Below are 25,071 nucleotides of genomic sequence, written 5' to 3' on the forward strand. Positions count from 1 at the left end.
AATCACTCATGTGTTTCGCGACACAACTCCGGACCGGCCGCATAGGCTGGCCGACATGAGCGAGAGCCTCGCCACCCCGGAACCGGACCTTCTCGACATCGACGGCGAACGGATCGCGACGTGGCGCCTCGGCCGCACGGACGAGGCTGCGCCGCCGCTCGTCCTGTGCCACGGGACGCCGTGGTCGGCGGCGGTGTGGATGCCCGTGGCACAGCGGCTCGCCTCGCAGTACCGCCTGTACCTGTGGGACATGCCCGGGTACGGGAGGTCGATCGCGGAGTCAGGGACCGGCGAGGCGGAACCCGGCGCGGTGCCTCCCGCCGTGGACCTCGTGGCCCAGCGCCGTCGGTTCGCCGCCCTCCTCGATCACTGGGGGCTCGACCGTCCGCACGTGCTCGCCCACGACATCGGCGGGGCGGTGGCGCTCGGCGCCCATCTGTTGGAGGACCGGGAGTTCGCCTCGCTCCTCCTGCTCGACGTCGTCACCCTCGACCCGTGGGGCTCGTCGTTCTTCCGCGTCGTCGCGCAGAACGAGAGCGTCTTCTCCGCGATCCCACCGGCACTGCACGCCGCCCTCGTCCGGGAGTACATCCGCGGGGCCGGGGGCACCGGATTGGATCCCGCGCATGTCGAGGCGCTCGCAACTCCCTGGCTCTCGGAGGCGGGAGGCCCGGCGTTCTACCGACAGATCGCGGCACTCGATCCGGCGCACACGGTGCCGATCGTCGAACGTCTGGGCGCTGTCCGCTGCCCCGTGCGAGTCTTCTGGGGAGAGGACGATCCCTGGATCCCCGTCGACCAGGCCTCCGCGCTCGCGAGGCGCCTGCCGGGCGATCCGCAGGTCGTGACCTTCCCCGGTGCCGGCCACCTGGTTCCCCTGGAAGCCACCGAGGCATTCGTCGCACGGTTCCGGGAGTGGTTCCGGGACCTGGTGGTGTGAGTGGCTTTCCCAGGTGGGGCGTATTCAGGCGTGTGGCCAGATCAGGCTTTCGCTGCTTCTGCGCGGGCGACCATCTCGTCGATCCAGGCCGGGGCGTAGGGCGAGGTGCACCCGGCAGGGGTCGGGTAGTCCTTGAGGACCTCCAGGCGCTCGCCGATGTCCCGGGCCCGCGGGCGTCGGTCGGCGTCGGTGATCCCGATCGCCGCGAGTACGTTGTTCATCTCCCACTGTTTGCGCGGGTGGGCGCCCTGCATGTCCGCCTCGATCTCGTCGAGCAGACCGTCGAGGTCGAGGACCTCGGGTTTCTTCCACACCCTGTCCGACGCGAGTGCCCAGGCACCGGCGGCGACGGCAGGATCGGAATCGGTGTGCCAGCGGGCCCGGAGCTCGTCCGCATGCTTCGACTTCTTCACGACGTAGTTGAGCAACCAGTCGGTGACCTTCGGGACTCGGGCGTCCCGGAGCATCGCGTCGAGGTCGTCGGCCGTGAACTGCTTGGGCCGGCAGACGAGGAGCGCGACCAGACGACACGGGGTCTCCCCTGTCGCCCACAGTTCACGGGCCAGGTCCTCGTTCTTCTTCAGTTCCTTGGCCACGGACCGCAGACCACTGAGTTTCACCCCGTGGTCGTCGCCGTGTTTCTCGTTGACGGCACGGACCTTGGGATCCTCGAGCGCGGCGAGCGCGGCCCGGACGGAGGAGACGGTTGCTTCGACCATTCCTCCAGCCTAGTCATCGAGAAGTGGGCTGGGCGCGGTCCGGGATACTGTCAGCCGCGCTCGATGGGCAGCCAGAGCTCGCACGTCGCGGTGCTGAAGTCCTCCGCCCGATCGAGGACGGCGACGATCGAGGGGCCCCGCCGCAGGTTCCACGGATTCGAGGGGAACCAGTCGGTCGCGGTCGCGGCCATCGTGTCCTGGAGTACCTTCGGGTGCTCACCGGAGCTGCGGAACACCGCCCAGGTCCCCGCCGGGGCGGCGATGGTGTCGAGATCGGCGGGCACCTCGGGCGCGGTGGGAAATTCGGACGCCGGAGCGTTCGCGGCAGGGACCGCGACACCGTGGAGGTAGGTGAGTTCGGTGCCCTCGCGGTAGTCGGGGTCGACGTCGTCGCTCACCTGGAGGAGACCCGCGGGTTCCGTCGCACTGAGTGCCTTGAGGCGGGCGTGCTCCTCGACGGGGAGCGAGGCGATGTGCGCCTGGATGTGTGGATTCACCCCTTCGTGGATGAGCGGGACCCGCGCGGCGTGTCCGATGAGGCGGAAGGCGGGGCGGTCGACGATTCGGGCGTCCATGGGTGTGTTCCCTTCGACTGTCAGGCGGAACCTGAGTTGTGGCTGGCTGCGGAGGGGGCCACCGCCGCGGCGGACCTCGCCGTGGCTCACACCGTGGACGGCGCGGAACGCGCGCCCGAAGGCCTCGGTCGATCCGTAGCCGTACCTCAGTGCGATGGTGAGGAGATCCTCGTCGCCGATCACGTCGGCCGCGGCGACGGTCATCCGGCGCCGGCGTACGTACTCGGAGACCGGCATCCCGGCCAGCGAGGAGAACATGCGCCGCGCATGGTAGCCGGTCGTGCCCATCGACTCGACGAGTGCGTCGATGTCGAGGTCGGTGGCGGTCGTGCCGTCGGTGGCGGCCGTCGTCGCCAGATGGGCCTCGATCTCGTCGATGAGACGATTGAGGATCTCGATCACGGTGGCTCCCTTCGCACTCCAGTCTGGTGGTCGACAGGGCGCGCCCGCCCGACTTCTCCGGTCCGACGCGGTCGGAATCCCGGATCACTGTCGCCGACGTGTCAACGTCGCCGGCGGAACCGCGGCCGACCGGCACGGCCAGCACCCGGCGGCCGTGGGACGGGCCGTCCGAGTCGTCCGTACAACTTGCCGCCCGGGCGGAGATCCCGACTCAAGGGGTCGTCGCCCCGGCGGATCTCGTCGCTCGTCTCCTTCACCCAGCGGGGCAGGAGGAACCGGGGCAACCAGAACATCCCCACGATCCCGATCACCAGGCCGAGCACCATGACCCCGAACAGGACCAGGAGCGACAGCGGGATGTTGCCGCGAGCGACCTCCGAATCCATCAGGGTGTTCAGCACGAGCAATGAACCGAACGCGATCCCGAGGTACAACCCGGCAAGCCCCGGCCATCCGGGGAAGAACGATTTGAGGATCAGCCAGGAGACGTACTTCTCGCGGTAGGCCATCACCCCGGACACGACGAGCACGAGGCTCATCACACTGAGGACCGCAGTGGGGACGAGGTCGTCATTCATGAGAGTTTCCTTCCGTGGTCCACTCCATGATCGACGAGGACCGCGACCGAGGCGCCCTGTCCGCCTCCACCGACACGTGCACCGCCGTCCTCCCCCGGCACCTCGTGCTGTTCCACGAACAGGTCGCCGCGGTCGGTGAATGCGGCCGCCGGAGTGGTGCCGAACTCGTCGAGGGTGATCAGACCGCACTTCACGGCGGCCTCTTTCACGGTGAAGAACCCGCGGAACGTCCGGGCGGCTTCGACCGGATCGTCGAGCAACCGGACCGCACGCTGTTCCTCCCGGGTGAGGACGAAGTCAAGGGTCGGGCCGCCGGCCGTCTCGACGTCGATGCCACAGGGGTACCGCGAGACGGCGGCCGCCACATATGCGTCCGTGTGCGCCCACGACACGTACCACGGCAGGCGGTGGCCTGCGGCGGTGAGAATCGGATTTCCGTGGTCCTCTCCCTCGCACTCCGCGCAGGCCTGGTGGAGTTCCCACTCGCGCGGAATCCATCGACCCGGGTCGGTTCCGGTTGCGGGCGAGGTGCCGGATCCGGGGACGCCGGCGTTTCCACGTGCGTCCACGGTGTGTTCGCGGACCAGGTCGAGCACGAGCGCACGGGCTTGGGCGAAGGCCACCCGGTCGTGATGTCGGGAGAGACGGGCGCCTCGGGAGCGGACGGCCGGTGCCACCGGGAGGTCGGCGAGCACGGCGGCCGGGTCGAGGGTAACGTCGACCGGAGCGACGGCCCAGGTCACCGGGCTCGTGGTCCGCCTGAACAGGGACGACGGGGCCTCCTTGTCGTTCTCCACCCCGGAATCGTAGCCCGCCGTGCGGTCATGATCACCGGTAGTGATCAGCCCTTGGTGAGGTCCTGGGCGAACATGAGGAGGATCCCGCTGGGACCTCTCAGGTAGGTGAGCTTGTAGACGTCCTGGTAGTTCGCGACGCCGCGCAGCGGGTGGTACCCATGGCGGGCGGCGATCTCGAGGGAGGCGTCGATGTCGTCGACGGAGAACGCCACCCGGTGCATGCCGATCTCGTGGGGTTGCGTCGGCGCGGTCGGGATCGCCTGCGGATGGATGTACTCGAAGAACTCCAGTTGCCCGCGCCCGTCCGGGGTCTGCAGGACGGCGATCCGTGCGTGGTTGCCGTCGAGGCCCACGGCGGTCTCCGCCCACTCGCCGCTCACCTCGTCACGACCGAGCACTGTAAGACCGAGGTCGGTGAAGAAGTCGATGGTCGCGTCCAGGTCGTCGACGGCGATGCCGACGTTCTCCAGTTTGATGGGCATGTGCGTCACGCTACGCCGGGCGGAGGCCCTCAACAAGGTTTCTTGTGAGCTCACAACTCCAGGTCGCGCAGGACCACCTGATCCGACTCGTCGGCGACGGAGACGATCCGCCCGGTGAGTGCGAGGTCAGTGGCATGTCAAGACCGAGATTCCGCCATCCATTTCGCACTCGATCAGTGGAACTGGTGGTCGTGCCCGTCCTCGTCCTCCGCGCGCATCCAGGGTGGGCGGAGGAATCGGGGCCGTCCGTAACGGCCGAAGAAGACGCCGAACCAGAAGACGAGGGCCCCGGCGAACATGAAGCCCGACAGAATCCACTGCCACGCTTCAGGAGGTCGACTCTCCGTCCACAGCCGGGTGATCGCCATCACGAGTGCGAGCACTCCCCAGACGAGAGCCCCGAGGCCCATGTAGAGCATGCCGGCGTTGTTGTACGGCTGCCGCAGGGGCCGGGCGCGCCATTGCCCGGTGTACGAGAGCACTCCGGCGACCACGAAGGCGCTCCCTCCGGCGAGGAGGAACAGGGAGAAGAGGAACACCACGATCCTCCGGGAGAGAAGTAGGCGGCAGCGTGGCAACTTTACATCTCACCAGTTTTCTACTTTCCATTTCACCATGATCGGACACCGGAACGGGGCGGGAACCGTGTCGGTTCCCGCCCCGTGAACGACCGGTGTCAGGCGCGGGTGGAGGGCGCCTCGGCGTCGGTGTCCGGGGTGGACCCGGCACCGTCCGCACCCGGCCCGGCACTGCCCGTACCTTGCCCGGCCTCATCCGCACCCGCGGCGGCGGCCTCGGCCCTCGCCCGCTTCCGACCCAGCAGGCGGGCGCGGACGGTGAAGGACAGGACGATCGCGAGGACCACGTAGAGGCCGATCGAGATCGGGCTGCTCACGAGGATCGAGAAGTCCCCGTCGGAGCTCATCGCGGCGTCGCGCAGACCCGTCTCGGCGACCGGCCCGAGGACCATGCCGATGATGAGCGGGGCGACGGGGAAGTCCGCGGCGCGCATGCCGAACCCGACGATGCCCAGGGCCAGGAGCATGAGCAGGTCGACCGACGAACCGCTCGTCGCGTAGATGCCGAGCACGCAGAGCACGGTGATGCCGGCGTACAGGTAGGGCTTGGGCAGCAGGAGCAGCTTGGCCCACACCATCGCGAAGGGCAGGTTGATGGCCAACAGGACGACCATCGCGATGAAGAAGCTGGCGAGCAGCGCCCACACGAGGTCCGGCGAGCGGTCGAACAGGAGCGGGCCGGGCTGCAGACCGTACTGGCGGAAGGCCGCGAGCATGATCGCCGCGGTCGCAGAGATCGGCAGGCCGAGCGCCAACAGGGCACCCATGGCCATGCCCGTCGTCGCGTTGCCGGCCGCCTCGGGGGCGGCGAGACCGCGCGGGGCACCCTTGCCGAACATCGGCGTCTTCCGGCGGGCGTCCAGGCGCTTCTCCAGGCCGTAGGCGAGGAAGGTCGGGATCTCGGAGCCGCCGGCCGGGACGATGCCGAAGGGCAGACCGATGACGGTGCCACGACCCCAGGCCGGGGCCGCCTCCTTGACGTCCTTCCACCCGAGCAGTGTCCGACCCGTCGGGCGGATCATGGCGTTCGGGGCGCGGTGGCGCTCCAGGCAGGCGACGTGGATGACCTCACCGAGCGCGAGCATCGCGACGGTGACGGTGACGAGCGAGATGCCGTCGAACAGGTAGGGCGACCCGGCGGTGAACCGCTGGGCACCCGAGACCCCGTCGATGCCGACGACGGCGACCCCGAGACCGACGAACAGGGAGGACAGACCCTTGGCCGGGCTGTCGGTGACGACCGAGGAGGTCGCGACGAAGGCGAAGACTGCGAGCGCGAAGAACTCGGCGGGACCGAAGTACGCGGAGAGGTCCGCGAGCGCCGGGGCGAGGAAGACCACGCACACCGAGGCGACGATGCCGCCGATGAACGCGCCGATCGCGGCGGTGGCCAGAGCCTGGGAGGCCCGGCCGTCCTTGGCCATCCTGTGGCCCTCGAACGTCGAGGCGATCGCCGAGGCCTGCCCCGGCGTGTTCATGAGGATGCCCATCGTCGAGTCACCGAAGAGGCCACCGAAGTAGACACCGGCGAACATGATGAAGGCGGCGGTCGGGTCGAGGGAGAAGGTGACCGGCAGGAGCAGGGCGACGGCCATCGAGGAGCCGAGGCCCGGCATGACACCGACGGCGGTGCCGAGGATGCAGCCGAAGGTCACCCACAGGAGGTTCTGCCAGGTGATGGCACCGGCGAACCCGTCGGCGAGGAGCTGGAGCGATTCCATGTCAGAAGCCACCTCCGAGGATGCCCGAGGGCAGGGACAGGCCGAGGGCCATGTCGAACGCGATGTAGGTCGCCGAGCTCATGCAGAACCCGACGAGCAGGGAGTTCAGGGGGTGTGCGGCGCCGAAGCCGCGGGCCACGCACCAGAACAGGAGCGCGGCGGCGATGATCCACCCGAGGTACGGCAGGGCGACGATGAACCCGAGGATCCCGCCGACGATCCAGGCGAAGGACCGCCAGTCCATGTGGGCGGGTTCGGGCGCCTCGGCGGTGGCGGGGTCGACGTCGCCGGCCACGCGCCAGGCGCGCAGGGCCTTCACAACGAGGATCGCGGCCAGCGCGTAGAGGGCCGTGGCGATGAGGCCGGGGAAGAACTTCGGTCCGGGGAAGGCCGTGCCCTCCGGGACCTCCATGACGACCATGCCGACGACCAGGTAGGTCGCGAAGGCGATGACGAGGCCCGGCATGAGCAGGGCGACGACGAGGTCGCGGCGACGGCCGTGTTCGTGCGTCAGGGGCGTGCCCGTAGTGGGCGTCGGTGTGGACGGCCGCGTCGCCGGGTCCGGCGTCGGTGCCGACGGGGTGGTGGAGGGTGTGTTCACAGTCCCATCTCCTCGTAGAGCCGGGTGATGCGCTCTTCCTCGTCGTCGAGGAAGGTGGTCAGTTCGTCCCCGACGATCAGGTTCTCCGCCCAGTTGTAGCGGTCGACGGCCGCCGCCCACTCGGGGGTCTCCGTCGTCTCGACGACGATGTCGGTGAGGCCCTGGACCTCCTCGTCGGTGAGTCCGGACGGCGCGGAGAGCATGCGCCAGTTGGTGAGGGTGACGTCGTAGCCCTGTTCGACGGTCGTCGGGATGTCGACGCCCTCGAGGGGCTCGTCCGCGACGAGGGCGAGGGGACGCAGACGGCCGGCTTCGATCTGGTCGATGTTGTCCGCGAAGCCACCGGCCGCGGCCGCGGCGGTCCCGTTGATGAGCGCCTGGATCGCCTCGCCGCCGCCGTCGGAGGAGATGTAGGTCATGTCGACCGGGTCGATCCCGGACGCCAGGGCCATCTCCGTGCCGACGAGCTGGTCGAACGACCCGCCGCCGGTCCACGGGACCGCCGCCGGGTCCTCCTTCCACGCCGCCACGAGGTCGTCGAGCGTCTCGTAGGGGGAGTCCGCCGGGACGACGATGACGTCCAGTTCCTCGAAGGTCACGGCGATCGGTGTGACGTCGTCGAGGGTCGCCTCGGTCCCGTACTGGATCGTCGCCGCGAGCTGGCCGGTGCCGCCGACGAGCATGGTGTTCGGTTCCCCGTCGAGGACGGAGAGGTTGCCGAGCGCGATGGTGCCGCCGGCGCCGGGCATGTTGACGACCTGGACCGTGTTGACCAGGCCGTTGGCCTTCTGGGCCTGTTGCAGCTCGCGGGCGAACGTGTCCCAGCCACCGCCGGCGGCGGCCGGGGCCACGATCGTCAGGGACGAGCGCAGATCGGCGCCCTGCGAGGCCGAGCGGATCGACCCCACCGTGGCGGTGGCGACGAGGGCGAGCGCGACGGCTCCCCCGATCACGCGGGTGATCATCCTCCGGCGGGGCGAGGCCGGTGCTCCGGACCCCGGTCCCCCGGCGGTCACGGGTGTGTCTTCTTCGTGCGGTGTGTCCCGGTGCGTCTTCGCATCCGTCACGTGGACTCCTCTCCTTCAGCGACGTCGTCGTCGGTGCAGCGCGTTCACGCTAGGACCGGAGTGGGCCCCGACACCTCCCGCAGCGGAATTGTGCTCTATGATGCTCACTCGATCGCAGGGTCCCCGGGGTCGTGGAGAACAGCCCCCGACCCCGGTGAAGAGGAGGCCGACGTGCGCACCTGGTCCCGCCCCGAGCGGCGCCGCACCCTCCTGTTGCTCATGCCGGGGTTCGTAGTCCTCCTGTGCGTCGTCGCGACGACCGTCGCCGCCGGTGCCTTCCAGGTCGACAACATCCGCGAGTCGACGACCCTGAGGGTCCGCGACGTGGCCACCAGCTTCGCCCGCCTCGACCAGGTCCGGACCGACCTGGAGACCGCGAACGAGGCGCTTTCCGTCGCTCCCGAGGACCACCGTGACCTGCAGGACCTGGCCTCCCTCGTGGAGCGGGCCTCCGGCGTCACCTACGTGGTGGTCGTCGACATGGACGAACGCCGGCTCACCCATCCCGACCCGGAGGAGGTCGGGGAGAAGGTCCTCACGGACACCTCACCGCTGTACACCGGCGAGGAGTACGTGGGCATCGACACCGGACCCGTCGGACGGACCCTGCGCATCAAGGTCCCCGTGTTCGCCGCCGAGGGCGAGGTGATCGGCATGGTCGCCGTCGGCATCCTCGAGTCCCGCCTGGCCGACCGCTACGAGGAGGCGCTCCGGGAACTCCTGCCCTGGGAGATCGGCGCACTCGTGGTCGGGCTCGCGGCCAGTTCCGCGATCTCCTTCTCCCTCCTGCGTCGGTTCCGCCGCACCGACGAGGACGCCCGCGAACTCGACACGACCCGCCGGATCACCGCGGCCCTGCGCGAACAGTCCCACGAGTTCGACACCCGCATCCACGTGATCCGTGGGCTGCTGGCCCACGGCGACACCCGGGACGCCCTCGAATACGTCGAGGAGATCTCCGGGTCCGCGGACACCGACGCCGACGACTGGGCGGGCGACACGCGGCCACCCCTGCTCCGGGCGACCCTCGACGCCCTGCGGGCCGAACTCGCAGCCGCGGGCACGACACTCGACGTCGGGATCGGCGAGGTGCCGGAGATCGACCAGGACGTCACCCTCGTGCTCGCCAACCTGTGCCGGAACGCCGCCGAGGCGGGGGCCGGGCGGGTCCGGGTGCGGTTGGAGGCCGGTGCGGGGCGCCTCGGCGGCGAGGTGTCCGCGGACGGGCACGTCCTGACCGGCTCGGTCGAGGACGACGGCCCGGGGATCCGACCCGCGGACCTCGATCGGATCTTCCGGCGTGGGTTCTCGACGAAGACCGACCGGGACGACACGGTGCGTGGGATCGGCCTCGACATGGTCCGCCGGACGGTCGCCACCCGCGGGGGCACGCTGGAGGTCGGACGCTCGGACCTGGGCGGGGCCCGCTTCGACTTCACGCTGGGCGCGCATCGTCGGGTCGGCGGTGGTGTCCGATGACCCACCGCGACCTGCAGGTCCTCGTCGTCGACGACGAGCGGGGTGCCCGCCTTCTGCACGGACGGTACGTCGCCGAGGCGCCCGGCTTCGGTCTCGCCGGCACCGTCGGTACGGGCCTGGCCGCCGTCGAGTTCGCCGCCCACCACGCCGTCGACCTCGTACTGCTCGACATGCGGCTGCCGGACATCAGCGGCATCGAGGTGCTCCACCGTCTGCGGACGCACAGGCTGACCCACGTCGACGTGCTCGTCATCAGTTCCTCGCAGGACCAGGTGACCGTGCGCCAGGCGCTCGCCGGGAGGGTGCTCGGGTACCTGGTCAAGCCGTTCACCCAGGAGAAGCTGCGGGACCGACTGGCCGCGTACCGGGAGTCCCGGCTCGCCCGCGAGGCCGCGCAGGAGCGTGACCGGACGCTCGGGCAGGGCGAGATCGACCGGTTGTTCGCGCCCGGGTCGAACGATGGCAGCGGAACCGCGCCGGCGACCGCCCGTCGTGGTGCCGAGGAGACGGGTGCCCCGGAGGGTGGCGCGGGTTCGGGCAGGGCGCCTCGGGAGCGGGATTCCGGTGGGAGGACCACCGACGAGGCGCCCGCCCGGTCTCCCCTCCCCCGCGGGATCTCCGCGGTGACCCTGGGGAAGGTGCTCGACGAGCTCGATCCCGTCGAGCCGGTGACCGCCGTCGAGCTGGCCCGCCGGAGCGGGATCTCCCGGGCGACGGCGCGGCGGTACCTCGATCACCTGGTGGAGACGGGGCGACTGGATCTCTCGCACCGCTATGGAAAGCGGGGCCGACCCGAGGTGCTCTACCGGCTCGCGCCGGGGGCGTGAGGGGCCCTCAGGCGCCCTCGGCGGCTTCTGCCAGCCAGGCGTCGAGCAGTGGACCGGGCGGATTCATCCGGCGACCCCGCTCCGCCTCGGTCTCGTCCGGAGGCATCGTCGCGACGAGGAGGAGGACCTCCTGACGGGCCTCTCCAGTGCCGAACACGCCCTCGGCGTCGAGGCGCCGCAGCGCCTCCTCCATCGATCCGAGGCGGAGGTCGTACTCCATCTGCCACGCCTCGTCGTCGGAGGCGACCGAGGCGGTCCGTGCCGACCGGAAGTGTTCGATCGGGGTACGGCGACCGGAGAGGTACACCTCGGCCGCTCGCTCCTCCGGGGTACCGGACGCTGCGAACAGCGCACCCAGGTCGGGGCCCACGTAGATGGTGCCGCCGCCGCGGACCATGTGGGACACGGCCACCCCTCCTATCCGGGGCACCACCCGGTGGGCCAGGGGCTCGTCCGCCGGGATCATCCGGTGCCAGAGTCGGGTCGCCTCGCCCAGCAGGTGTTCCTCGCCGGGGAGCCGTGCACCACGGTCGTCGGCGTCGTGCGCCTGCTCAGACATGGGCGATCTTCTCGACCGTCCGCAGGTTCCGGTTGGTCGTCGTGGAACGGTACCGCGCGCGGGCGACGAGTTTGGCCACAGGGGTGTCGGTGCTCCGACCCTTCGGTACCCGCCAGTAGACGACGCCGCCACCACGGGCGATCAAGTCGACCTCGGATTCGAGTGCGGTCGCGGCCGTGAACAGCTCGTCGAGGACATCCGCGTCCGACCCGAACAGGACGTAGGGCTGTGTCGCGTCGTCGAGAGGGAAGGGATAGGCCGCCGCCCGCCGCGTGAGGTCCTCCTGGGTGAGTAGCACGATCCACGCCTCGTAGCCGAACCGGTCCGCCAGTGCCTGTTCGATCCGCGGCTTCAGGTCCGTGGCCGGACGATCGGAGTCGAACACGACATTGCCCGTCGCGAGGACGGTCTTCACCTGCGCGAATCCTGTCTCCCGGAAGAGCGCGGCCAGATCGGCGCTCTTCACCGTCACACCGCCGACGTTCACCCCGCGCAACAGCGCGACCCACCGTGTCATCTCGTCGCCCTCGCGTTCATCCTCGGAACCTCGCGTTCATCCTCGGGCACGAGGACCGTACTGCCGGGAGTGCCCGGTGTCGAGGTCGGTGATGCGCACGGAGACGATGCCCTCGGCGTCGAGGGTGTAGGTCTCCTCGACCAGTGGGCCGTCCTCGGTCCGGCGGACGGTGACCGTCGCCGGATCGACCCCGTCGAGGGCTCCCGCGGCCTGGAGTGCCGGATCGAACGGGAAGAGCACCTGACCGGACGGTGCGAGGTCGCCGTGTGGTGCGCCGTCGTCGTCGGTCGCCGTGTACTCGACGAACCGGAACCACCCGAGGTCGTGGGCCGCGCGGTACCGGCGGGTCGCGGTGACGGTGCCGTGGCCGGGCAGGCGCACCTCGGGCGTGAAGACGGGGTCGAGGGCGACGCCGCGCCCGTGGTCCCGTTCGCGGAACACCCCGAATCCGCGGGAGAGCCGGTCGGTGAGCGTGTAGGAGGAGTCCGGGTCTGCCGCGATCGCCAAGCCGATCGCCGTCGACCCCGCCGGATAGGGCGAACGATGGACGCGCCGGCCGAACCTCTCGCGCACCATCCGGGGCACCGCCGGGAGGCCACAGCCGCCGCCGACCAGGTAGATCCCGGCGATCCGCGAGTCCTCGTCGAGGTCCCCGACGAGCGGGGCCATCGTCTCGATCGTGCGCTCGAGCAGGGGCCGGGCGGCCGCGTAGAAGTCGGCGACGGGAAGGACGACGGTCGTGGAGTCGTCACTCTCGGCACCGTCGGTCCCGGGGCCGCCGGTCGGGACGTCGACGACGATCTTCCGGGTCTGCGGGGTCAGCGCCTCCTTCGCCTCCCGACACTGTTCCCGGACCGCGTCGAGGTGCTGCGGGCCGAGGTCGTCACTCGTCCGGCCGGCCGCCTCCAGGGCGAGGTCCGTGAGCAGCTGGTCGAGGTCGTCGCCACCCAGCCGGTTGACACCCACGGAGTCGAGCACGGTGTGCCGCGTGCCGTCGGACTCGACGAGGGACACGTCGAAGGTCCCGCCGCCGAGGTCGTAGACGACGATGCGGGTCCGTCGCGAATTGAGCGTCCGGCCCTGCCGGTGCGAGTACTCGAAGCCGGCGGCCGAGGGCTCGTTGACCATCGCGAGGACCTCGAAACCGGCCCGCCGGAACGCCTCCAGGGTCATGAACCGCTGCACACTGTGCGCATGCGCGGGAACGGCGACGGCCACCTGGTGGTCACCGGCCGGCAACTGCGCCCGCACGGCACCCAGGTACCCGACGAGGACGTCGAGGAGGGGCACCTCGGCGTCGCCCAGGGTCACCGTCGTGCCCGGGTGGGTGCCGGGGTCGCCGAGCAGGCGTTTGACCGACCGCAGGACGGGTGCCCCCGCGCGGGCGGCCTGCACCGCCTCGAACCCGTGCACGAGGCGCCCTGCACTCAGTGCCGTCACCGAGGGGAGGTGACCGTGGGGATCGCCGTCGAGGTCGTCGAAGGTGTGGAGGGGATAGTTGCCGCGGTCCACGTGGGCCACGATCGTCCGGGTGGTGCCGAGGTCGATACCGAGCCGCATGAGGTCGAGGTTAGTCGACCGGTGTGACGGACCCCGCCTCTGTGGCCGCCGCGGCCGCAGCCGAGGCGCGGGCGAGCCAGGCAGGAGTCCGGCCGGGGCGCTGGGTCGGGATGAGTTCACCGGCCTCGCAGAAGCTGACGAGCTGGTGCGCCCGACGCTCCCGCGTGTCCTGCCGTTTCGCGGTCGTGAGCCAGTGCCGGACCGCCTTGCGGTACCCCGGAGTCGCCGCGGCGAGGAAGGCCCGGGTCCCGGCGGAGGCGTCGATGATCGCCTGCAGGTCGGCGGGAACCTCCGCCGGGGTGTTCTCGTAGGAGTAGGTGCCCGACCGTTCGGCGCTCCGTCGTTCGAAGGCCGCGATTCCGGCCGGATGCATCCGTCCTTCGGCCATGAGCCGCTCGACGTGGGCGATGTTCACCGTCGACCAGGTGCTCCGGGGTGTGCGCGGGGACCAGCGCTGTCGGCGGGAGTCGTCGTCGATCGGCTGGGAGACGGAGTCGATCCATCCGAAACACAGGGCTTCGGGGACCGCGTCGGCCCAGGTGAGACCGCGGACTTCGACGTGCGCACGGTTGAGGCCCATCCACAGGTCCGTGGCGGTGTCGTGGTGGAGTTCGAGCCAGGCGCGGAACTCGGTGGCGTCCCGGAAGAAGATCGCCGGACGATCTGCTGTACCGCCCGGGGTACCGGGTTCGTCGGACATGTGTGGAGTCTACGGGAGTAGCGGTCGTCAGCGCCTGGTCACCGCGTACCGGGGCGTCCACTTTTTTGCCGTCGGATCTCGAAGGCCACGAAGAAGCCATGGACCACGGTGAACACCCCGCAGATCCACGACAGGACGAGAAACGCTCCTGCGAGTCGACCGAAGAACTCCGTGGAATGCGCGAACACGTCCGCCGTTCCCCGGTTCGGTGCTCGGACTGGTCCATGGTGAATGGAACCCTACCGGTCGCGCCACGGATGGTGATTCTCATCAGGTGATCCGTGCGCGCGTCCTCGGAGACGGGAGCTGTCCGGCGACCATCGCGCCGAGCGCCATCGCGAAGCCGAGCAGCTGGAGGTGGGTGAGCGCTTCACCGGCGATGACCGCGCCGAGGAAGGCGGCGACCAGCGGTGAGAGCAACCCGAGCAGGGCGGTGGCCGTGACGGGCAGACGACGGATCCCGGAGAACCAGATCGTGTAGGTCAACAGCGCCCCGACGAGGCCGAGCCACGCGTACCCGACCCACGCCGTGGCGTCGATCCCTGCAGGAATGCCGTCGATCAGCAGCGCCGGCAGGAGGAGGACGAGACCAGCGGCGGTGAGCTGCCACCCGGCGAGCCCGATCCCGGACACGCCTTCGGGGCGGCCCCACTTCTTGGTGAGCACCACGCCGGTTCCCATCGAGGCCGCGCCGCCGAGACCGGCGAGGATCCCGATGGGTGACAGGGCCGCCTCGGGACCGAGGACGACGAGTGCGACGCCGGTCATCCCGAAGACGCCCCAGCTGATCCGCCAGACGGACAACTGCTCGCGCAGGACGGCCACGGCGAGGAACGCGATCACGATCGGCTGTGCCGCTCCGAGCGTGGCCGCCACCCCGCCGGGCAGGGTCTGTGCGGCGAGGAACAACAACGGGAAGAACGCACCCATGTTCAGCGTGCCGAGCACCAGGCTCTTCCACCACCACGACCCCCGCGGCACCTGCCGGGCGATGACGAGAGCGATCAGACCGGCCGGCAGCGAGCGCATCATGGCCGCGAAGAACGCATGCCCCTCGGGCAGCACATGCGTGGTGACGATGTAGGTCGTGCCCCACACGGCCGGGGCGACCGCAGTCAGCGCCGTCCACCCGACGCGCGTGGACGTCCTGCTCGGAAGGGAAGGAGTCTGGATCGTTGCCGTCCTCATGCATCAATCTTCGACCGCGACAAGATCATGAGTCCAACACATTGTTGTCATCTGAACGATGAGTTGTGATCATGACCGGATGGAGCTTCAGCAGATGCGGTACGCGGTCGCGGTCGCCGAGGAACGCAGTTTCACCCGAGCCGCCGAGCGCTGCCACGTCGTACAGTCCGCGCTCAGCCACCAGATCAAGGCACTGGAGCGCGAGCTCGGCGCGAATCTGTTCGCGCGTACGAGCCGCCGGGTCGAGGTCACCGCCGCCGGCGAGGCGTTCGTCGCCCGGGCGCGGGAGAGCCTCGGCGCAGCCGAACGCGCGGTCTCCGACGTCGCCGCGGCGGCAGGACAGATCATCGGTACCCTCACGATCGGTGTGATCCCCACCGTGACCGCGATCGACGTACCCGCCGCCCTCGGCGCCTTCCACCGCGCGCATCCGGCGGTGCGGATCAGTCTGCGCGACGGCGGGAGCGATGAGTTCATCGCGGCCCTCAAGGACGGGAGCATGGACGCGGCGGTGCTCGGGCTCCCCGACTCGATGCCGCCGCAGGGAGTCGAGTCGAAGGTCCTGGCCCGTGAACGACTCGCGGCCGTCGTCTCGGCCGACCATCCACTCGCGTCACGCCGTCGGCTGCGACTCGAGGACCTGGCCGACGAGACCTTCGTCGATTTCCCCGCGGACACCCCGGGACGGGTGCCCTCCGATCTCGCGTTCCGGGCTGCAGGATTGCGCCGCGACGTCGCGTTCGAGGCCACGAGCATCGACCTCATCCTCGGGCTCGTCCGTCACGACCTCGTGGTCGCACTGCTCTCACCGGCCGTGACCCCCGACAGCGACGACCTTCGCGCCATTCCCGTCACCCAGGGTCCGACGCGCGTGGAGTACCTGGCCTGGAGTGGCTTCAACCCGTCGCCGGCCGCGCAAGCGTTCGTCCGTAGCCTGTCCTAGGCTCGTGCACGTGGAGGCGTCGTGGGGAAGAAGTCACCACGCTCCGGGATCGCCAATTCGTCGACTCCGCCGACGTCCTGCGCCGCTGCCATCAACGCCAGCCCGATATGCGGCCGCCAAGTGGCCCTCGCAAGAACGTCACAAACCTCGGCCTCCATGTAACGACCATGTTCCTCGGCCCGCGTGGCACGCTGCTGCTTCACGGATTCATCCCGTCCGCGAACGATATTGGATGGCACAGCGCATCACCTCCCCTGTCACCGCAGGTGGTAGCTGTCGCACGTCGACGCACGAAGGTGCCCTGAAGGGGCGACACAGCCCCGCCGATCGGAGAGATCAACGAGGCCTGACACGGTCAGTTCGGGTTCACACGTTGAACCTGAATTCCACAGAGTTCCGGCACGGAGAGCCATCTGCGGTCCAGGCGCGTCGACGGTCGCTCATCCTCCGCCGTCGCCCAGGTCCCGGAGCAGGTTGAGATCGTGATGGTCCTCAGGTCGGAGCTCGTATCCCGACCTCAGCTCCATGAGCCTCGCTGCAGACGCGACGACCACGGGACGACCTCGAATCATCCCCACGGCACGATCGCACGCGCGATGAGCGAAGGTCTCACCCCCGAAGCCTCTCTGGACACCGTCACCGGCTGCATCCAGCTCCATCGGATGGATGTCGACGGCGCGTTCATCCGATCGCAACTGCACACGGATCGGCCGCCAGTCCTCGACGATCTCGTACCCACGACCGGACAGCCACTCGATGAGGGGATCGACCTTCGTCGAGTCGGCGAAGATGTCCAGATCACCGTGCGCTCTGGACTGGAATCCGAGGAGAGCATCGACAGCCCAGCCGCCGTTCACCTGGTAGACGACATCCCACTCGTCAAGCCAGTCGATGACGCGGACGACCTCGTCGGCGTCCATGCCTCCGAACGTCATGCCGCTTGCAGTGGCGTGGTCGACGCGATCTGCTCGCCCTCGAGGTGGGACTGATGCGCGATCAGGTGTCAGCTGGGGTTAGGCCGCCAGGGCGACGGTCTGGTTCATGATGGTCTCGTACTCGATGGGGGTCAATCGGCCCAGGCGGGCCTGCCGGCGACGGCGGTGGTAGGTCCGCTCGATCCAGGTAATGATCGCGATGCGGAGCTCTTCTCGGGTCCGCCACCTCTTGCGGTTCAGTACGTTCTTCTGCAGCAGCGCAAAGAAGGACTCCATCGCGGCGTTGTCCCCGGCAGCACCCACTTTCCCTATCGATCCGATGAGGTGATGCCGGTTCAGAGCGTGCACAAAGCTCCGTGACCGGAACTGGCTCCCGCGGTCGGAGTGCACGATGCATCCGGCAGCGCCTGGACGACGAGAAATCGCGTTGTTCAGGGCGTTCACTGAGAGGTGGGCCTTCATCCGGTCGCTGATGGAGTAGCCCACGATCCGGCCGGAGAACACGTCCTTGATCGCGCAGAGGTAGAGCTTGCCCTCGTCGGTGGGATGCTCGGTGATGTCGGTCAGCCAGAGCTCGTTCACGTCGTCGGCGGAGAAGTCCCGCTCCACGAGGTCTTCGTGGACCGGAGGACCGGGGCGTTTCCCGTTCTTCCCGCGCTTCTTCCCGAACACGGACCACCACTGGTTGTCTCGGCAGATCCGCCACGCGGTCCGCTCGCACATCTCCTCGCCGCCTTCCGCGGCTTCGCTGGCCAGGAAGCGATACCCGAACTCGGGGTCGTCACGGTAAGCGTCGAACAGCGCGTTCGCCCGATAGGCCTCGATCAGCTCGGACTCGGTGACCTGCTGTTTCCGCCAGCGGTAGTAGGGCTGGCGGGAGAGCTTCAAGACCCGCAGGGACACCGCGACAGGGATCGCGCCCGCGGCGAGCTCGCTCACGAGCGGGTAGAACCTTTTCCCGGCAGGTTCGCCTGGGACAGGTAGGCGGCAGCGCGGCGCAGGACCTCGTTCTCCTGCTCAAGCAGCCGGTTCCGGCGACGCAGATCGCGCAGCTCAGTCGATTCTTCCCGGGTCTTTCCGGGACGGGCACCGTCTTCGACATCAGCCTGACGCATCCAGTTCGTCAGGCACGACTCAGAGATCCCGAAGTCCTTCGCGATCACCGAGAGCTTCTGGCCAGGTTCACGGTTCCTCGCGACGCGCACGACGTCGTCACGAAACTCCTGGGGGTACGGGGCAGGCATGGTGCACATCCTTCCCTGCAACGCTCTCCAGCGCCACAGATCATGTGACACCCGATCGCGCATCAGTCCCCCTACCCGCGCATCAGTCCCGTGCGAAGCACGTCGAATCCGGGCTCCACAGCGCGCTGCTCCCTCGCTGAATCGCAGCCTCCTGTTCCGCACACGCGTCGCGGAGGGCGGGGACTACTCCGGATCGCTCGGCCGGCCCCGCTCCTCTGCATCGGGGTAGATGCTGCGAGTCTCCGAGCGCTCATAGCTGCGCTGGATGTAGTCGCTCACATAGATCCGCGGCAGGGTCTTGACCACGGCGAGCACGACGTAGATCGCTGTGTTGATCGCGACGAACGCCGCCAAAGCGGCGAACCACTCGGATGTCAGTATTGTCTCCGGCAGGATCATGGTGCGACCTCACTCTTCCTTCTCGCTCGAATAAACCAGGGCGGCGTCCCTGCGTCCCCACGTCGCCTGCCGGCCCAGTAGGATCTCAAGTGCACCCGTGAGGAACACGACGTTGAGGAACGCCGCGAAGATCAGCTCTGGGATGAGGAGTGCCGCGAGAATCCGAGCGCCCCACGTCGACGTCCACACGGTGACGACGCGTTCGATCATGAAGAGGCCGCCCAGCAGCACCCAGAACGGATACCAGATCCATTCGTCTCGCGCCAGGATGGTCAGGATGATGACGAGCAAATAGGATCCCAGCGCGACCGCGCCGTAGCCAATGCCCAGCTGCTGGAACCAGTAGCGCAGCGTGTGCGGGGTCACACCGTAAGCTCCGAGGTTCTCGAGTGCGCCTCGCTGCCAGCGCAGACGCTGATGCCAGAGCTGCTTCCACGTCGGCATGACCTCGGTGACCACCGTACATTCGTCCGGAGAGACCATCAGGCCACCCAGGGACTTCAGAGCCAGCGTGAGTTCATTGTCTTCGGTGAGCGCCGCGGTGTCGTAGACGTCTCCTCTGCGACCCGGGATCAGGGAACCGCGTAATTCTGCAACGGTGCGGAGCCCTCGGGCACGGAACGCGGATGCAGTGCCGGTCAGGACGAACACCCGGCCGCGTCTGCGCCGGATGTCACGACCGTACCTGGTGTACTCGTTGCGCTGGCACTGTCCGATCAGGCCAGCGCCGTCCTCTCCGTAGAAGAGTCCTCCCACCGCCATGAGCGCGCGGTCATCGGTGAAGCGTCGCCGGGCCTCAGTCAGAAAGCCCTGGTCGAGGACGGTGTCCGCGTCGACGATCATGACGACGTCGTTCTCTCCCAGCTGTGGCAGCAGACCGCGAAGGGCCTGATTGAGACCACCGGCTTTCTTGTCCGAGTTGTTCCGGGTCTCGAACACCTCAACTCCCGCACTTCGGGCGAGCGCCGGTGTCTCGTCCGTGCAGTTGTCCGCCACTACGATGATGCGGTCCGGCGCATCCTGCTGCGCTTTCAACCCTGCCAGCGTCGAAGAGATCCGCTCCGCCTCATTGTGCGCCGGCACCAGGACCGTCACGGTGACGGGACCATGGAACACACCTCGCGTCGCGGCCATCACGTTCTTCGGCGCCAGCGGAAACCTCTCCGTGTCATCGGTCCGTCGGGACCGAGTCGTGACGATCTGCTCCACCGCCACGGCGATGACGACGAAGACTACGGCCACAAGGATCGCCGTCACCAGCACGCGAACCGGTGGTATGTAGTCGTCGTACAGCACCGTCCACCTGTCGAACAGCCGCACCTCCTGCGCGCTTGGGGGCACAGGGCCGGAGAACACGACCGCCAGCCACATCAGCAAACCAGCCATTGCGGCGATGCCCACGACACCGATTCCGATCACGCGTGCGACTGCGGGCCTCTTCTTAGACACGTTTCTCCATCACTTGATCTGGCGGGGACTCCTCTGAGCCGAGATGCGTGCTGATGAACGCATTCAGCGGCACGGCCGCACCGATGTGGAACCCCTGTGCGTAGGTGATCCCGCAATCGCGGACCCGCTCGAGTATGGCAGCGCTCGACACATGCTCGGCGATCGTCAGTATTCCCTGGTCCTGTGCGAGGCGGCTCACCGCTCGGACGATCCGGGTGTCGGTCTCATTGCCGACCATGCTCTTCACGAATTCGCCCGCGATCTTCAGATACTGGAAATCGAGGCGACTGAGATACCGGAAGGGAGCGTTCCCCACACCGAAGTCATCGATCGCAAACACCACGCCAAGCTCGCTCATCACCTGCTGGAACTTCCGCGCAGCGTCCAATTCGACCAGCGGTGCGGTCTCCGTGACCTCAAGAATCAGCGAGCCCCGCGGGAATGACTGGTTCTCCAGCTCCTCTGCGAAGCGTGCACGCGTCTCCGCCGACCCCAGCGATTGCGCCGAGACGTTCAGCGACAGCCGGAAATCCGGCCGATGATCCTGCAGTCGGTGGAGCACATCGAGTCCCATGCGCAGCACTCTGACGTCGAGGTCCGGGCACAGTCCAGCTTGCTCTGCAGTACCGACGAAGTCGCCTGTCGATAGCGGCGATGCGCCGTGTCCGGGCCGTAGCAGCACTTCGGCCAGATTGATTCTGCCGGTCCTGAGATCGAGTATCGGCTGGAGGTCGATCCTCATGTCGTCGGATTCCAACACTGCCCGCACGTCCGCCACCGAGACCCTCGACTCATCAGTACGAACATGCCCGTCGGCTGTCGTCGATTCCGATGAGCGACTCCTCCCATCCGTCTTGGCGTGATACATCATGCGATCGGCAAGCTGGACTGGGTCGATATCCTGCTCGCGTGCATCAGCGAACATGCTGAAGCCGATGCTCGCACTGATGCTGCTCGTTTCATCTGAGCGTCCCCCGAACCGTTCTTCGACGGCTTCGACGATCCTCCGACTGACCGACTCCGCATCTCGTCTGCTCGCAGCTGGCAGCACGATGACGAACTCGTCGCCGCCCAGCCGTGCCACCAGATCCTCCGCCCGCACCTGCTCGGTCAGGAGACGTGCGAATTCGACCAGCAGCTGATCGCCGGCATGGTGGCCCAACACATCGTTGACCTGTTTGAAGTTGTCGAGGTCGATCATCACAAGCGCACCATCGCCCGACGCCATGACCCGCTCGACCTCCGCCTCGAGCCGGCGGCGGTTCGCCACTCCCGTGAGCGAATCGTGTTCAGCCAAGTGCGTCACTAGGTCCTGGAGCCTCTGTCGCTCTGTGATATCACCGGCAGTGACGAGCAGTGACCACTGCCCGGCAACTCCAGTTCTGACCTCACGGAACGACAGCGCCACATCTATTTGGCGCCCTCCCTCCGTCGTGAATGTCCGGTCAGTGTGCACGATCATGTCAGAATCAGACAGGTCCCGCCTCACCTCGTCCAACAGACCCGGCTCAGCGCCGAAGTCGTCCAGACGACGGCCGGGCAGCAGCTCGGCTGGCGTACCGACGAGCTCTCCGAAGGCATGGTTCGCTGCGATGATCACTCCCGATTGGTCGAGTGCCGCCACTCCCTGCGGACTACTCTCGAAGAGCAGCTGCGCCTCGTCATGCGCGCGGGTCAGCTCCTGGACCATGCGGTACTCGTCAGTGGTGTCACGGAAGAGCAGCAGCGCCTGCCCCGGGGACGCCGAGCTGTCCAGATGCAACGGGGCCGCACTCAGCGTGAAGACTCGACTAGGCCGCGCGGCCTTGCCGTCTGCAGAATCACCGAGTCGGACGATCGTCGCCTCGACGCTCTCCCCTCGCAGAGCCCGGGCGCTGGGGCCGATCTCCTCGTCGAAGGGTTCGCCGTCGAGATCGAGGAGCTCTCGCTGGACGTAACCCTCATCATCACCAGAAGGGACAACGAAATCCCACGCAGCGTCGGTCACCGGGTTGGCAGAGCCGCGCTGATCGACGATCAGGAGCGCGTCCGGGATCGTGCGAGCCAGGACCTGCAACTTCGCGACCAAACCCGTCTGCTGCTGAACTGCGGTGGAGACGACCAGTGTCAACAGGACGCAGAGGATGATGAGCAGCTGGACTGCTGTGGCCAGCGCCACCGAATCATCAGCGCTCACGGCGAACGGTGCTGCACCGACGACGAAGGTGAGCACGACAGTTGCCGCGAGCGACACCAGCACATGCACCGTCGCGAGTATGACGGGGAGCTTCGTGGCACTCCAATACAACGGGAGCATGATCAGATAGACGATCGGAAGAGGCGGTCCCACGCCGAACACCACTGCCAACACCACCGCAGTGAGTGCGAGCACTCCGGCGAATTCACGCAGAGCCCTATTCTCCATGGTCCGCACGACGGCGGCAGAGATCGTCAGGGCACAGCCGCCAATGGTGATGACGCTCGCGAGGTCCCGCAGCATCAGGCTTACGTAGAAGGACAGCGTCACGGACTCACCGAGCTGGATCAGCGCGAGAAGGAAGATCCCCTTCGACAGTGCCACTGCAGGAATCCCTGCGATGAGGAGCTGGTAGACGTTCCGAGCGGTTCGGATCGCGAACCCAGGCCCGGGCCTTCCGGTCGCACCGCCATGCATGGACGCCGTGAGTCGAGTCCGTTCGAAGAATCCCATGGCCAACGCGATGAGTGGAGCCTCCAGAAGATGGGAGAGCCCGACGAGGACCACGAAGGGAACCGAGACGTCCTCGAAGGCAGCCCAGTGGAGAGTTGGCACAAGGGGGACGACGGCGCACATGACGGCGTATGCGCTCCAGTTCCGACAGGCCCCCGCCCACCACACCGCGATGCCGACCGACGGCCAGATGACGGCGGCACCTACCCACGAGTACAGGTTCGAGAATGACGCCACCACGGCCACCGAATAGGCGAGGGCGAAGATCAGATGACGGTACCACGATTCGCCCCGCAGTCGGTTCTTAGTCCCGGCCACACTGGAGACGTGGGAAAACAGCCATCGACTTGTCGAATTCATCGCAACCGCTCCTCGCATCGTCGGCCCATTCGCGGCCCTTGGAAGGCATCAGCCGTCACCGCGCGTCTCATTGAAACTTATACTAGTCCCGAGAGTACGGCGGAGCGCACGGATCGTGAGGAAGCCCCAGCAACACCCATTGGTCAGAGGTTCACACGTTGAATCGGCTGCCTAACATCGATACAAACATCGACGCCAACAATGATTTCAAGCGCGTCTTGACGTTTACGTTGCCGGAGGGCGGCGAGACTACGGATGTCCGCGATATCATCCAGCATGCATGGGCGGCAACGGTCGACACATACGCGGGCGCCCTCTGCCACCGAGCGAAAGAGATCGCGGCAGGAAACTCGAACTCGAGCTGGACCCCCGACCGAGCCACGAGCGCCCCCACTCTCTAGAGCGTAGGTCCACGTCAGGGCCTATTTCTCTGTCGAAGCGGTGTGAGGGGTAGAGGAGCTCGTCGAGCGCGCAATGGGCAAAGGCAGCGAAGCCGTCTACTCCGACGGCGACGACATGATCAAGCTCTGGCACGCCCAGCCGACGACATGAGCCGGTCGGCGTAGCCGATGAGACTGGTGACCAGCATGAGAACCTGGATGCAGTTGCGCTTACTGAACTGACGCGATGAGACGCCATGCACGCTCGCATGGCGCGAGTAGTAGTTCGGCACCTTGTCGCCCTTGTGCTTCCAGAACTGCTCGTGGGCGTTCCAGATCGGCAGCCAGACCATCGCCTCGTGGACACCCATCTCGTCGATGGCGGCCGGCACGTCCGCGTCCTTCTTCCGATTCGTGATGAGGCGTCGGGCGGCCTGGTCGGGGTAGAAACGGTAGATGAGCGTGTCGAGCGTGACGGTGAACATCGCCTGGGCCGAGCGGAAGTGTCCAGAACGCATCGCGCCGAGCCCGTCGAGTACGAACTTCAGCTCGTCGCCGACTACGTCGCGGTTCGCCTGCTCAAGAACGGTAGCGCAGTCGTCGGTGATCGACTCGTAACAGTCACCCAGCACCCGCCGACGGCCCGAGCGGTCCTGTGCCCGGAGCAGGCGGAGCGCTGTGCGGCCGCGAGGCACCAGGTAGAGCGGGATGCCCTCCTGCTCGAGGAACTCATGCACTTGATAGGCCTTGATCTCGTCTGCGTGGCTCCTCAGATTAGGCGGGAGGAGCGCACGGTTGAACCCGCGCAGCATCTGCGGGTCGAAGAGCGGCTTCAGGGAGCCGCGCAGCCCCTCGAGCATCGCGGCCTGCTGGCTCGCGATCTGCTTGAGCATCGGCTCGATTTCTGGGCTGACTCCGACGCCCTTCAGCGCCGGGAAGTCGATCATCGGAGCCGTGAACGCCGGTAGGCTCGCCACGATCGACGCCACCTGCGACTGGACCCGTTCGTTGTATGGCTCGAGCGCATTCTTGACCAGCGCGTCGTAGTCAGGCAGCGCCGACTTCATCTGCTCCTGGAGGCGTCGGTTCAGCGGCCCCATGATGTCTCGCGCGTACGCCGAGGTGTCCGGGATCATCGCCTTCATCTGCTCTCGGATGGGCGCGACCATCTTCGCGACGGCGGCATCCATGCTGGGCATCAAAGACTGCGCGAACCTTGGCGGCAGTTGAAGCCTCGCCCCGACGTCCGCAGCAGAGTCTCCGTCTTGCTCGCTCTCCGAGTTGCGCTCCCTCTCTTGGGCAGGCTTGAGATCGTCCTCACGGTCATCGTCGTCGTGCATCATGACACTCTCCTAGTCGCCACGCTCGCTCGAAGCGACGTT

Annotated in this window: 25 protein-coding genes; 4 read left to right on the top strand and 21 right to left on the bottom strand. The window is 67.8% G+C overall.

Annotated features, from left to right (window positions below; all coding sequences use genetic code 11):
* The first annotated feature begins 55 nt into the window (after positions 1 to 55).
* Positions 56 to 940, top strand: a complete 885-nt coding sequence (locus AAD496_RS10310) for an alpha/beta fold hydrolase (protein ID WP_349828622.1) — start codon at positions 56 to 58, stop codon at positions 938 to 940.
* A 41-nt stretch (positions 941 to 981) separates the two neighbouring features.
* Here AAD496_RS10310 and AAD496_RS10315 read toward each other — a convergent pair whose 3' ends face one another.
* The 9 genes from AAD496_RS10315 to AAD496_RS10355 all read right to left on the bottom strand — a co-directional run bounded on the left by AAD496_RS10315 (position 982) and on the right by AAD496_RS10355 (position 8,358).
* Positions 982 to 1,659: a DNA alkylation repair protein gene (locus AAD496_RS10315; RefSeq protein ID WP_349828623.1), complete on the bottom strand. Its 678-nt coding sequence runs from the start codon at positions 1,657 to 1,659 to the stop codon at positions 982 to 984.
* Positions 1,660 to 1,709: 50 nt separating this feature from the next.
* On the bottom strand, positions 1,710 to 2,636 hold the full coding sequence (locus AAD496_RS10320) for an AraC family transcriptional regulator (RefSeq protein WP_349828624.1): 927 nt from the start codon (positions 2,634 to 2,636) through the stop codon (positions 1,710 to 1,712).
* Positions 2,637 to 2,737: 101 nt separating this feature from the next.
* The gene (locus AAD496_RS10325) at positions 2,738 to 3,214 is read right to left on the bottom strand and encodes a hypothetical protein (RefSeq protein ID WP_349828625.1); all 477 of its coding nucleotides are present in this window, start codon (positions 3,212 to 3,214) and stop codon (positions 2,738 to 2,740) included.
* Positions 3,211 to 4,011 (bottom strand): 4'-phosphopantetheinyl transferase family protein, encoded by an 801-nt coding sequence (locus AAD496_RS10330; RefSeq protein ID WP_349828626.1) that lies wholly within the window; start codon positions 4,009 to 4,011, stop codon positions 3,211 to 3,213. The genes AAD496_RS10325 and AAD496_RS10330 overlap by 4 nt, the downstream gene beginning before the upstream one ends.
* 44 nt (positions 4,012 to 4,055) lie before the next feature.
* Entirely contained in the window at positions 4,056 to 4,493 is a 438-nt protein-coding gene (locus AAD496_RS10335) for a VOC family protein (RefSeq protein ID WP_349828628.1), read from the bottom strand.
* A 173-nt stretch (positions 4,494 to 4,666) separates the two neighbouring features.
* Positions 4,667 to 5,032, bottom strand: a complete 366-nt coding sequence (locus tag AAD496_RS10340) for a hypothetical protein (protein WP_349828629.1) — start codon at positions 5,030 to 5,032, stop codon at positions 4,667 to 4,669.
* Positions 5,033 to 5,169: 137 nt separating this feature from the next.
* Positions 5,170 to 6,792 carry a tripartite tricarboxylate transporter permease gene (locus tag AAD496_RS10345; RefSeq protein ID WP_349828630.1) on the bottom strand — a complete coding sequence of 541 codons (1,623 nt, stop codon included), beginning with the start codon at positions 6,790 to 6,792 and terminating at the stop codon, positions 5,170 to 5,172.
* Position 6,793: 1 nt separating this feature from the next.
* A complete protein-coding gene (locus tag AAD496_RS10350) occupies positions 6,794 to 7,393 on the bottom strand; it encodes a tripartite tricarboxylate transporter TctB family protein (RefSeq protein WP_349828631.1) in 600 nt (199 codons plus the stop codon).
* Complete coding sequence (locus AAD496_RS10355; RefSeq protein ID WP_349828633.1) at positions 7,390 to 8,358, bottom strand: tripartite tricarboxylate transporter substrate binding protein; 969 nt, start codon at positions 8,356 to 8,358, stop codon at positions 7,390 to 7,392. The genes AAD496_RS10350 and AAD496_RS10355 overlap by 4 nt, the downstream gene beginning before the upstream one ends.
* 273 nt (positions 8,359 to 8,631) lie before the next feature.
* Between AAD496_RS10355 and AAD496_RS10360 the strand changes: the two genes are divergently transcribed.
* Both AAD496_RS10360 and AAD496_RS10365 read left to right on the top strand, forming a co-directional pair.
* Positions 8,632 to 9,939: an ATP-binding protein gene (locus tag AAD496_RS10360; protein ID WP_349828634.1), complete on the top strand. Its 1,308-nt coding sequence runs from the start codon at positions 8,632 to 8,634 to the stop codon at positions 9,937 to 9,939.
* Entirely contained in the window at positions 9,936 to 10,766 is an 831-nt protein-coding gene (locus tag AAD496_RS10365) for a response regulator (protein ID WP_349828635.1), read from the top strand. Before AAD496_RS10360 ends, AAD496_RS10365 begins: the two co-directional genes overlap by 4 nt.
* A gap of 7 nt (positions 10,767 to 10,773) precedes the next feature.
* Here AAD496_RS10365 and AAD496_RS10370 read toward each other — a convergent pair whose 3' ends face one another.
* The 5 genes from AAD496_RS10370 to AAD496_RS10390 form a co-directional block, all read right to left on the bottom strand.
* The gene (locus AAD496_RS10370) at positions 10,774 to 11,325 is read right to left on the bottom strand and encodes a DUF4303 domain-containing protein (RefSeq protein ID WP_349828636.1); all 552 of its coding nucleotides are present in this window, start codon (positions 11,323 to 11,325) and stop codon (positions 10,774 to 10,776) included.
* Positions 11,318 to 11,842 (bottom strand): DUF1697 domain-containing protein, encoded by a 525-nt coding sequence (locus AAD496_RS10375; protein ID WP_349828637.1) that lies wholly within the window; start codon positions 11,840 to 11,842, stop codon positions 11,318 to 11,320. Before AAD496_RS10375 ends, AAD496_RS10370 begins: the two co-directional genes overlap by 8 nt.
* A gap of 36 nt (positions 11,843 to 11,878) precedes the next feature.
* Entirely contained in the window at positions 11,879 to 13,402 is a 1,524-nt protein-coding gene (locus AAD496_RS10380) for an Hsp70 family protein (RefSeq protein ID WP_349828639.1), read from the bottom strand.
* Between the two features lie 10 nt (positions 13,403 to 13,412).
* Entirely contained in the window at positions 13,413 to 14,102 is a 690-nt protein-coding gene (locus AAD496_RS10385; protein ID WP_349828640.1) for a YdeI/OmpD-associated family protein, read from the bottom strand.
* Positions 14,103 to 14,372: 270 nt separating this feature from the next.
* Positions 14,373 to 15,290, bottom strand: coding sequence for an EamA family transporter (locus AAD496_RS10390; protein ID WP_349828641.1), 918 nt, complete (start codon positions 15,288 to 15,290; stop codon positions 14,373 to 14,375).
* Between the two features lie 79 nt (positions 15,291 to 15,369).
* Between AAD496_RS10390 and AAD496_RS10395 the strand changes: the two genes are divergently transcribed.
* A complete protein-coding gene (locus AAD496_RS10395; protein WP_349828642.1) occupies positions 15,370 to 16,233 on the top strand; it encodes a LysR family transcriptional regulator in 864 nt (287 codons plus the stop codon).
* Here AAD496_RS10395 and AAD496_RS14885 read toward each other — a convergent pair.
* From AAD496_RS14885 to AAD496_RS10425, 7 genes are all read right to left on the bottom strand, one after another.
* Complete coding sequence (locus AAD496_RS14885) at positions 16,230 to 16,472, bottom strand: FitA-like ribbon-helix-helix domain-containing protein (RefSeq protein ID WP_433913757.1); 243 nt, start codon at positions 16,470 to 16,472, stop codon at positions 16,230 to 16,232. The genes AAD496_RS10395 and AAD496_RS14885 overlap by 4 nt on opposite strands.
* A gap of 201 nt (positions 16,473 to 16,673) precedes the next feature.
* Positions 16,674 to 17,153, bottom strand: a complete 480-nt coding sequence (locus AAD496_RS10400; protein WP_349828643.1) for a nucleotidyltransferase domain-containing protein — start codon at positions 17,151 to 17,153, stop codon at positions 16,674 to 16,676.
* Positions 17,154 to 17,246: 93 nt separating this feature from the next.
* A protein-coding gene (locus AAD496_RS10405; RefSeq protein WP_349828644.1) for an IS3 family transposase occupies positions 17,247 to 18,412 on the bottom strand; the annotation gives its coding sequence in 2 pieces (ribosomal slippage) (positions 17,247 to 18,125 and positions 18,128 to 18,412; 1,164 coding nt in all).
* 183 nt (positions 18,413 to 18,595) lie between these two features.
* Positions 18,596 to 18,811, bottom strand: coding sequence for a hypothetical protein (locus tag AAD496_RS10410; protein ID WP_349828645.1), 216 nt, complete (start codon positions 18,809 to 18,811; stop codon positions 18,596 to 18,598).
* A 9-nt stretch (positions 18,812 to 18,820) separates the two neighbouring features.
* Positions 18,821 to 20,212 carry a glycosyltransferase family 2 protein gene (locus tag AAD496_RS10415; protein WP_349828646.1) on the bottom strand — a complete coding sequence of 464 codons (1,392 nt, stop codon included), beginning with the start codon at positions 20,210 to 20,212 and terminating at the stop codon, positions 18,821 to 18,823.
* 40 nt (positions 20,213 to 20,252) lie between these two features.
* A complete protein-coding gene (locus AAD496_RS10420) occupies positions 20,253 to 23,309 on the bottom strand; it encodes a bifunctional diguanylate cyclase/phosphodiesterase (RefSeq protein WP_349828647.1) in 3,057 nt (1,018 codons plus the stop codon).
* Positions 23,310 to 23,829: 520 nt separating this feature from the next.
* Complete coding sequence (locus AAD496_RS10425) at positions 23,830 to 25,032, bottom strand: hypothetical protein (protein ID WP_349828648.1); 1,203 nt, start codon at positions 25,030 to 25,032, stop codon at positions 23,830 to 23,832.
* Positions 25,033 to 25,071 lie beyond the last annotated feature (39 nt).

The sequence above is a fragment of the Brevibacterium litoralis genome (assembly GCF_040212315.1).
GTDB lineage: Bacteria > Actinomycetota > Actinomycetes > Actinomycetales > Brevibacteriaceae > Brevibacterium > Brevibacterium litoralis.

Excerpts from the sequence above, each read along its gene's own strand:
- AAD496_RS10310 (WP_349828622.1), top strand. The coding sequence starts at position 56 with ATGAGCGAGAGCCTCGCCACCCCGGAACCGGACCTTCTCGACATCGAC.
- AAD496_RS10315 (WP_349828623.1), bottom strand. The coding sequence starts at position 1,659 with ATGGTCGAAGCAACCGTCTCCTCCGTCCGGGCCGCGCTCGCCGCGCTC.
- AAD496_RS10325 (WP_349828625.1), bottom strand. The coding sequence starts at position 3,214 with ATGAATGACGACCTCGTCCCCACTGCGGTCCTCAGTGTGATGAGCCTC.
- AAD496_RS10335 (WP_349828628.1), bottom strand. The coding sequence starts at position 4,493 with ATGCCCATCAAACTGGAGAACGTCGGCATCGCCGTCGACGACCTGGAC.
- AAD496_RS10345 (WP_349828630.1), bottom strand. The coding sequence starts at position 6,792 with ATGGAATCGCTCCAGCTCCTCGCCGACGGGTTCGCCGGTGCCATCACC.
- AAD496_RS10355 (WP_349828633.1), bottom strand. The coding sequence starts at position 8,358 with ATGATCACCCGCGTGATCGGGGGAGCCGTCGCGCTCGCCCTCGTCGCC.
- AAD496_RS10365 (WP_349828635.1), top strand. The coding sequence starts at position 9,936 with ATGACCCACCGCGACCTGCAGGTCCTCGTCGTCGACGACGAGCGGGGT.
- AAD496_RS10370 (WP_349828636.1), bottom strand. The coding sequence starts at position 11,325 with ATGTCTGAGCAGGCGCACGACGCCGACGACCGTGGTGCACGGCTCCCC.
- AAD496_RS10375 (WP_349828637.1), bottom strand. The coding sequence starts at position 11,842 with ATGACACGGTGGGTCGCGCTGTTGCGCGGGGTGAACGTCGGCGGTGTG.
- AAD496_RS10380 (WP_349828639.1), bottom strand. The coding sequence starts at position 13,402 with ATGCGGCTCGGTATCGACCTCGGCACCACCCGGACGATCGTGGCCCAC.
- AAD496_RS10385 (WP_349828640.1), bottom strand. The coding sequence starts at position 14,102 with ATGTCCGACGAACCCGGTACCCCGGGCGGTACAGCAGATCGTCCGGCG.
- AAD496_RS10390 (WP_349828641.1), bottom strand. The coding sequence starts at position 15,290 with ATGAGGACGGCAACGATCCAGACTCCTTCCCTTCCGAGCAGGACGTCC.
- AAD496_RS10395 (WP_349828642.1), top strand. The coding sequence starts at position 15,370 with ATGGAGCTTCAGCAGATGCGGTACGCGGTCGCGGTCGCCGAGGAACGC.
- AAD496_RS10400 (WP_349828643.1), bottom strand. The coding sequence starts at position 17,153 with ATGGACGCCGACGAGGTCGTCCGCGTCATCGACTGGCTTGACGAGTGG.
- AAD496_RS10410 (WP_349828645.1), bottom strand. The coding sequence starts at position 18,811 with ATGATCCTGCCGGAGACAATACTGACATCCGAGTGGTTCGCCGCTTTG.
- AAD496_RS10420 (WP_349828647.1), bottom strand. The coding sequence starts at position 23,309 with ATGAATTCGACAAGTCGATGGCTGTTTTCCCACGTCTCCAGTGTGGCC.
- AAD496_RS10425 (WP_349828648.1), bottom strand. The coding sequence starts at position 25,032 with ATGATGCACGACGACGATGACCGTGAGGACGATCTCAAGCCTGCCCAA.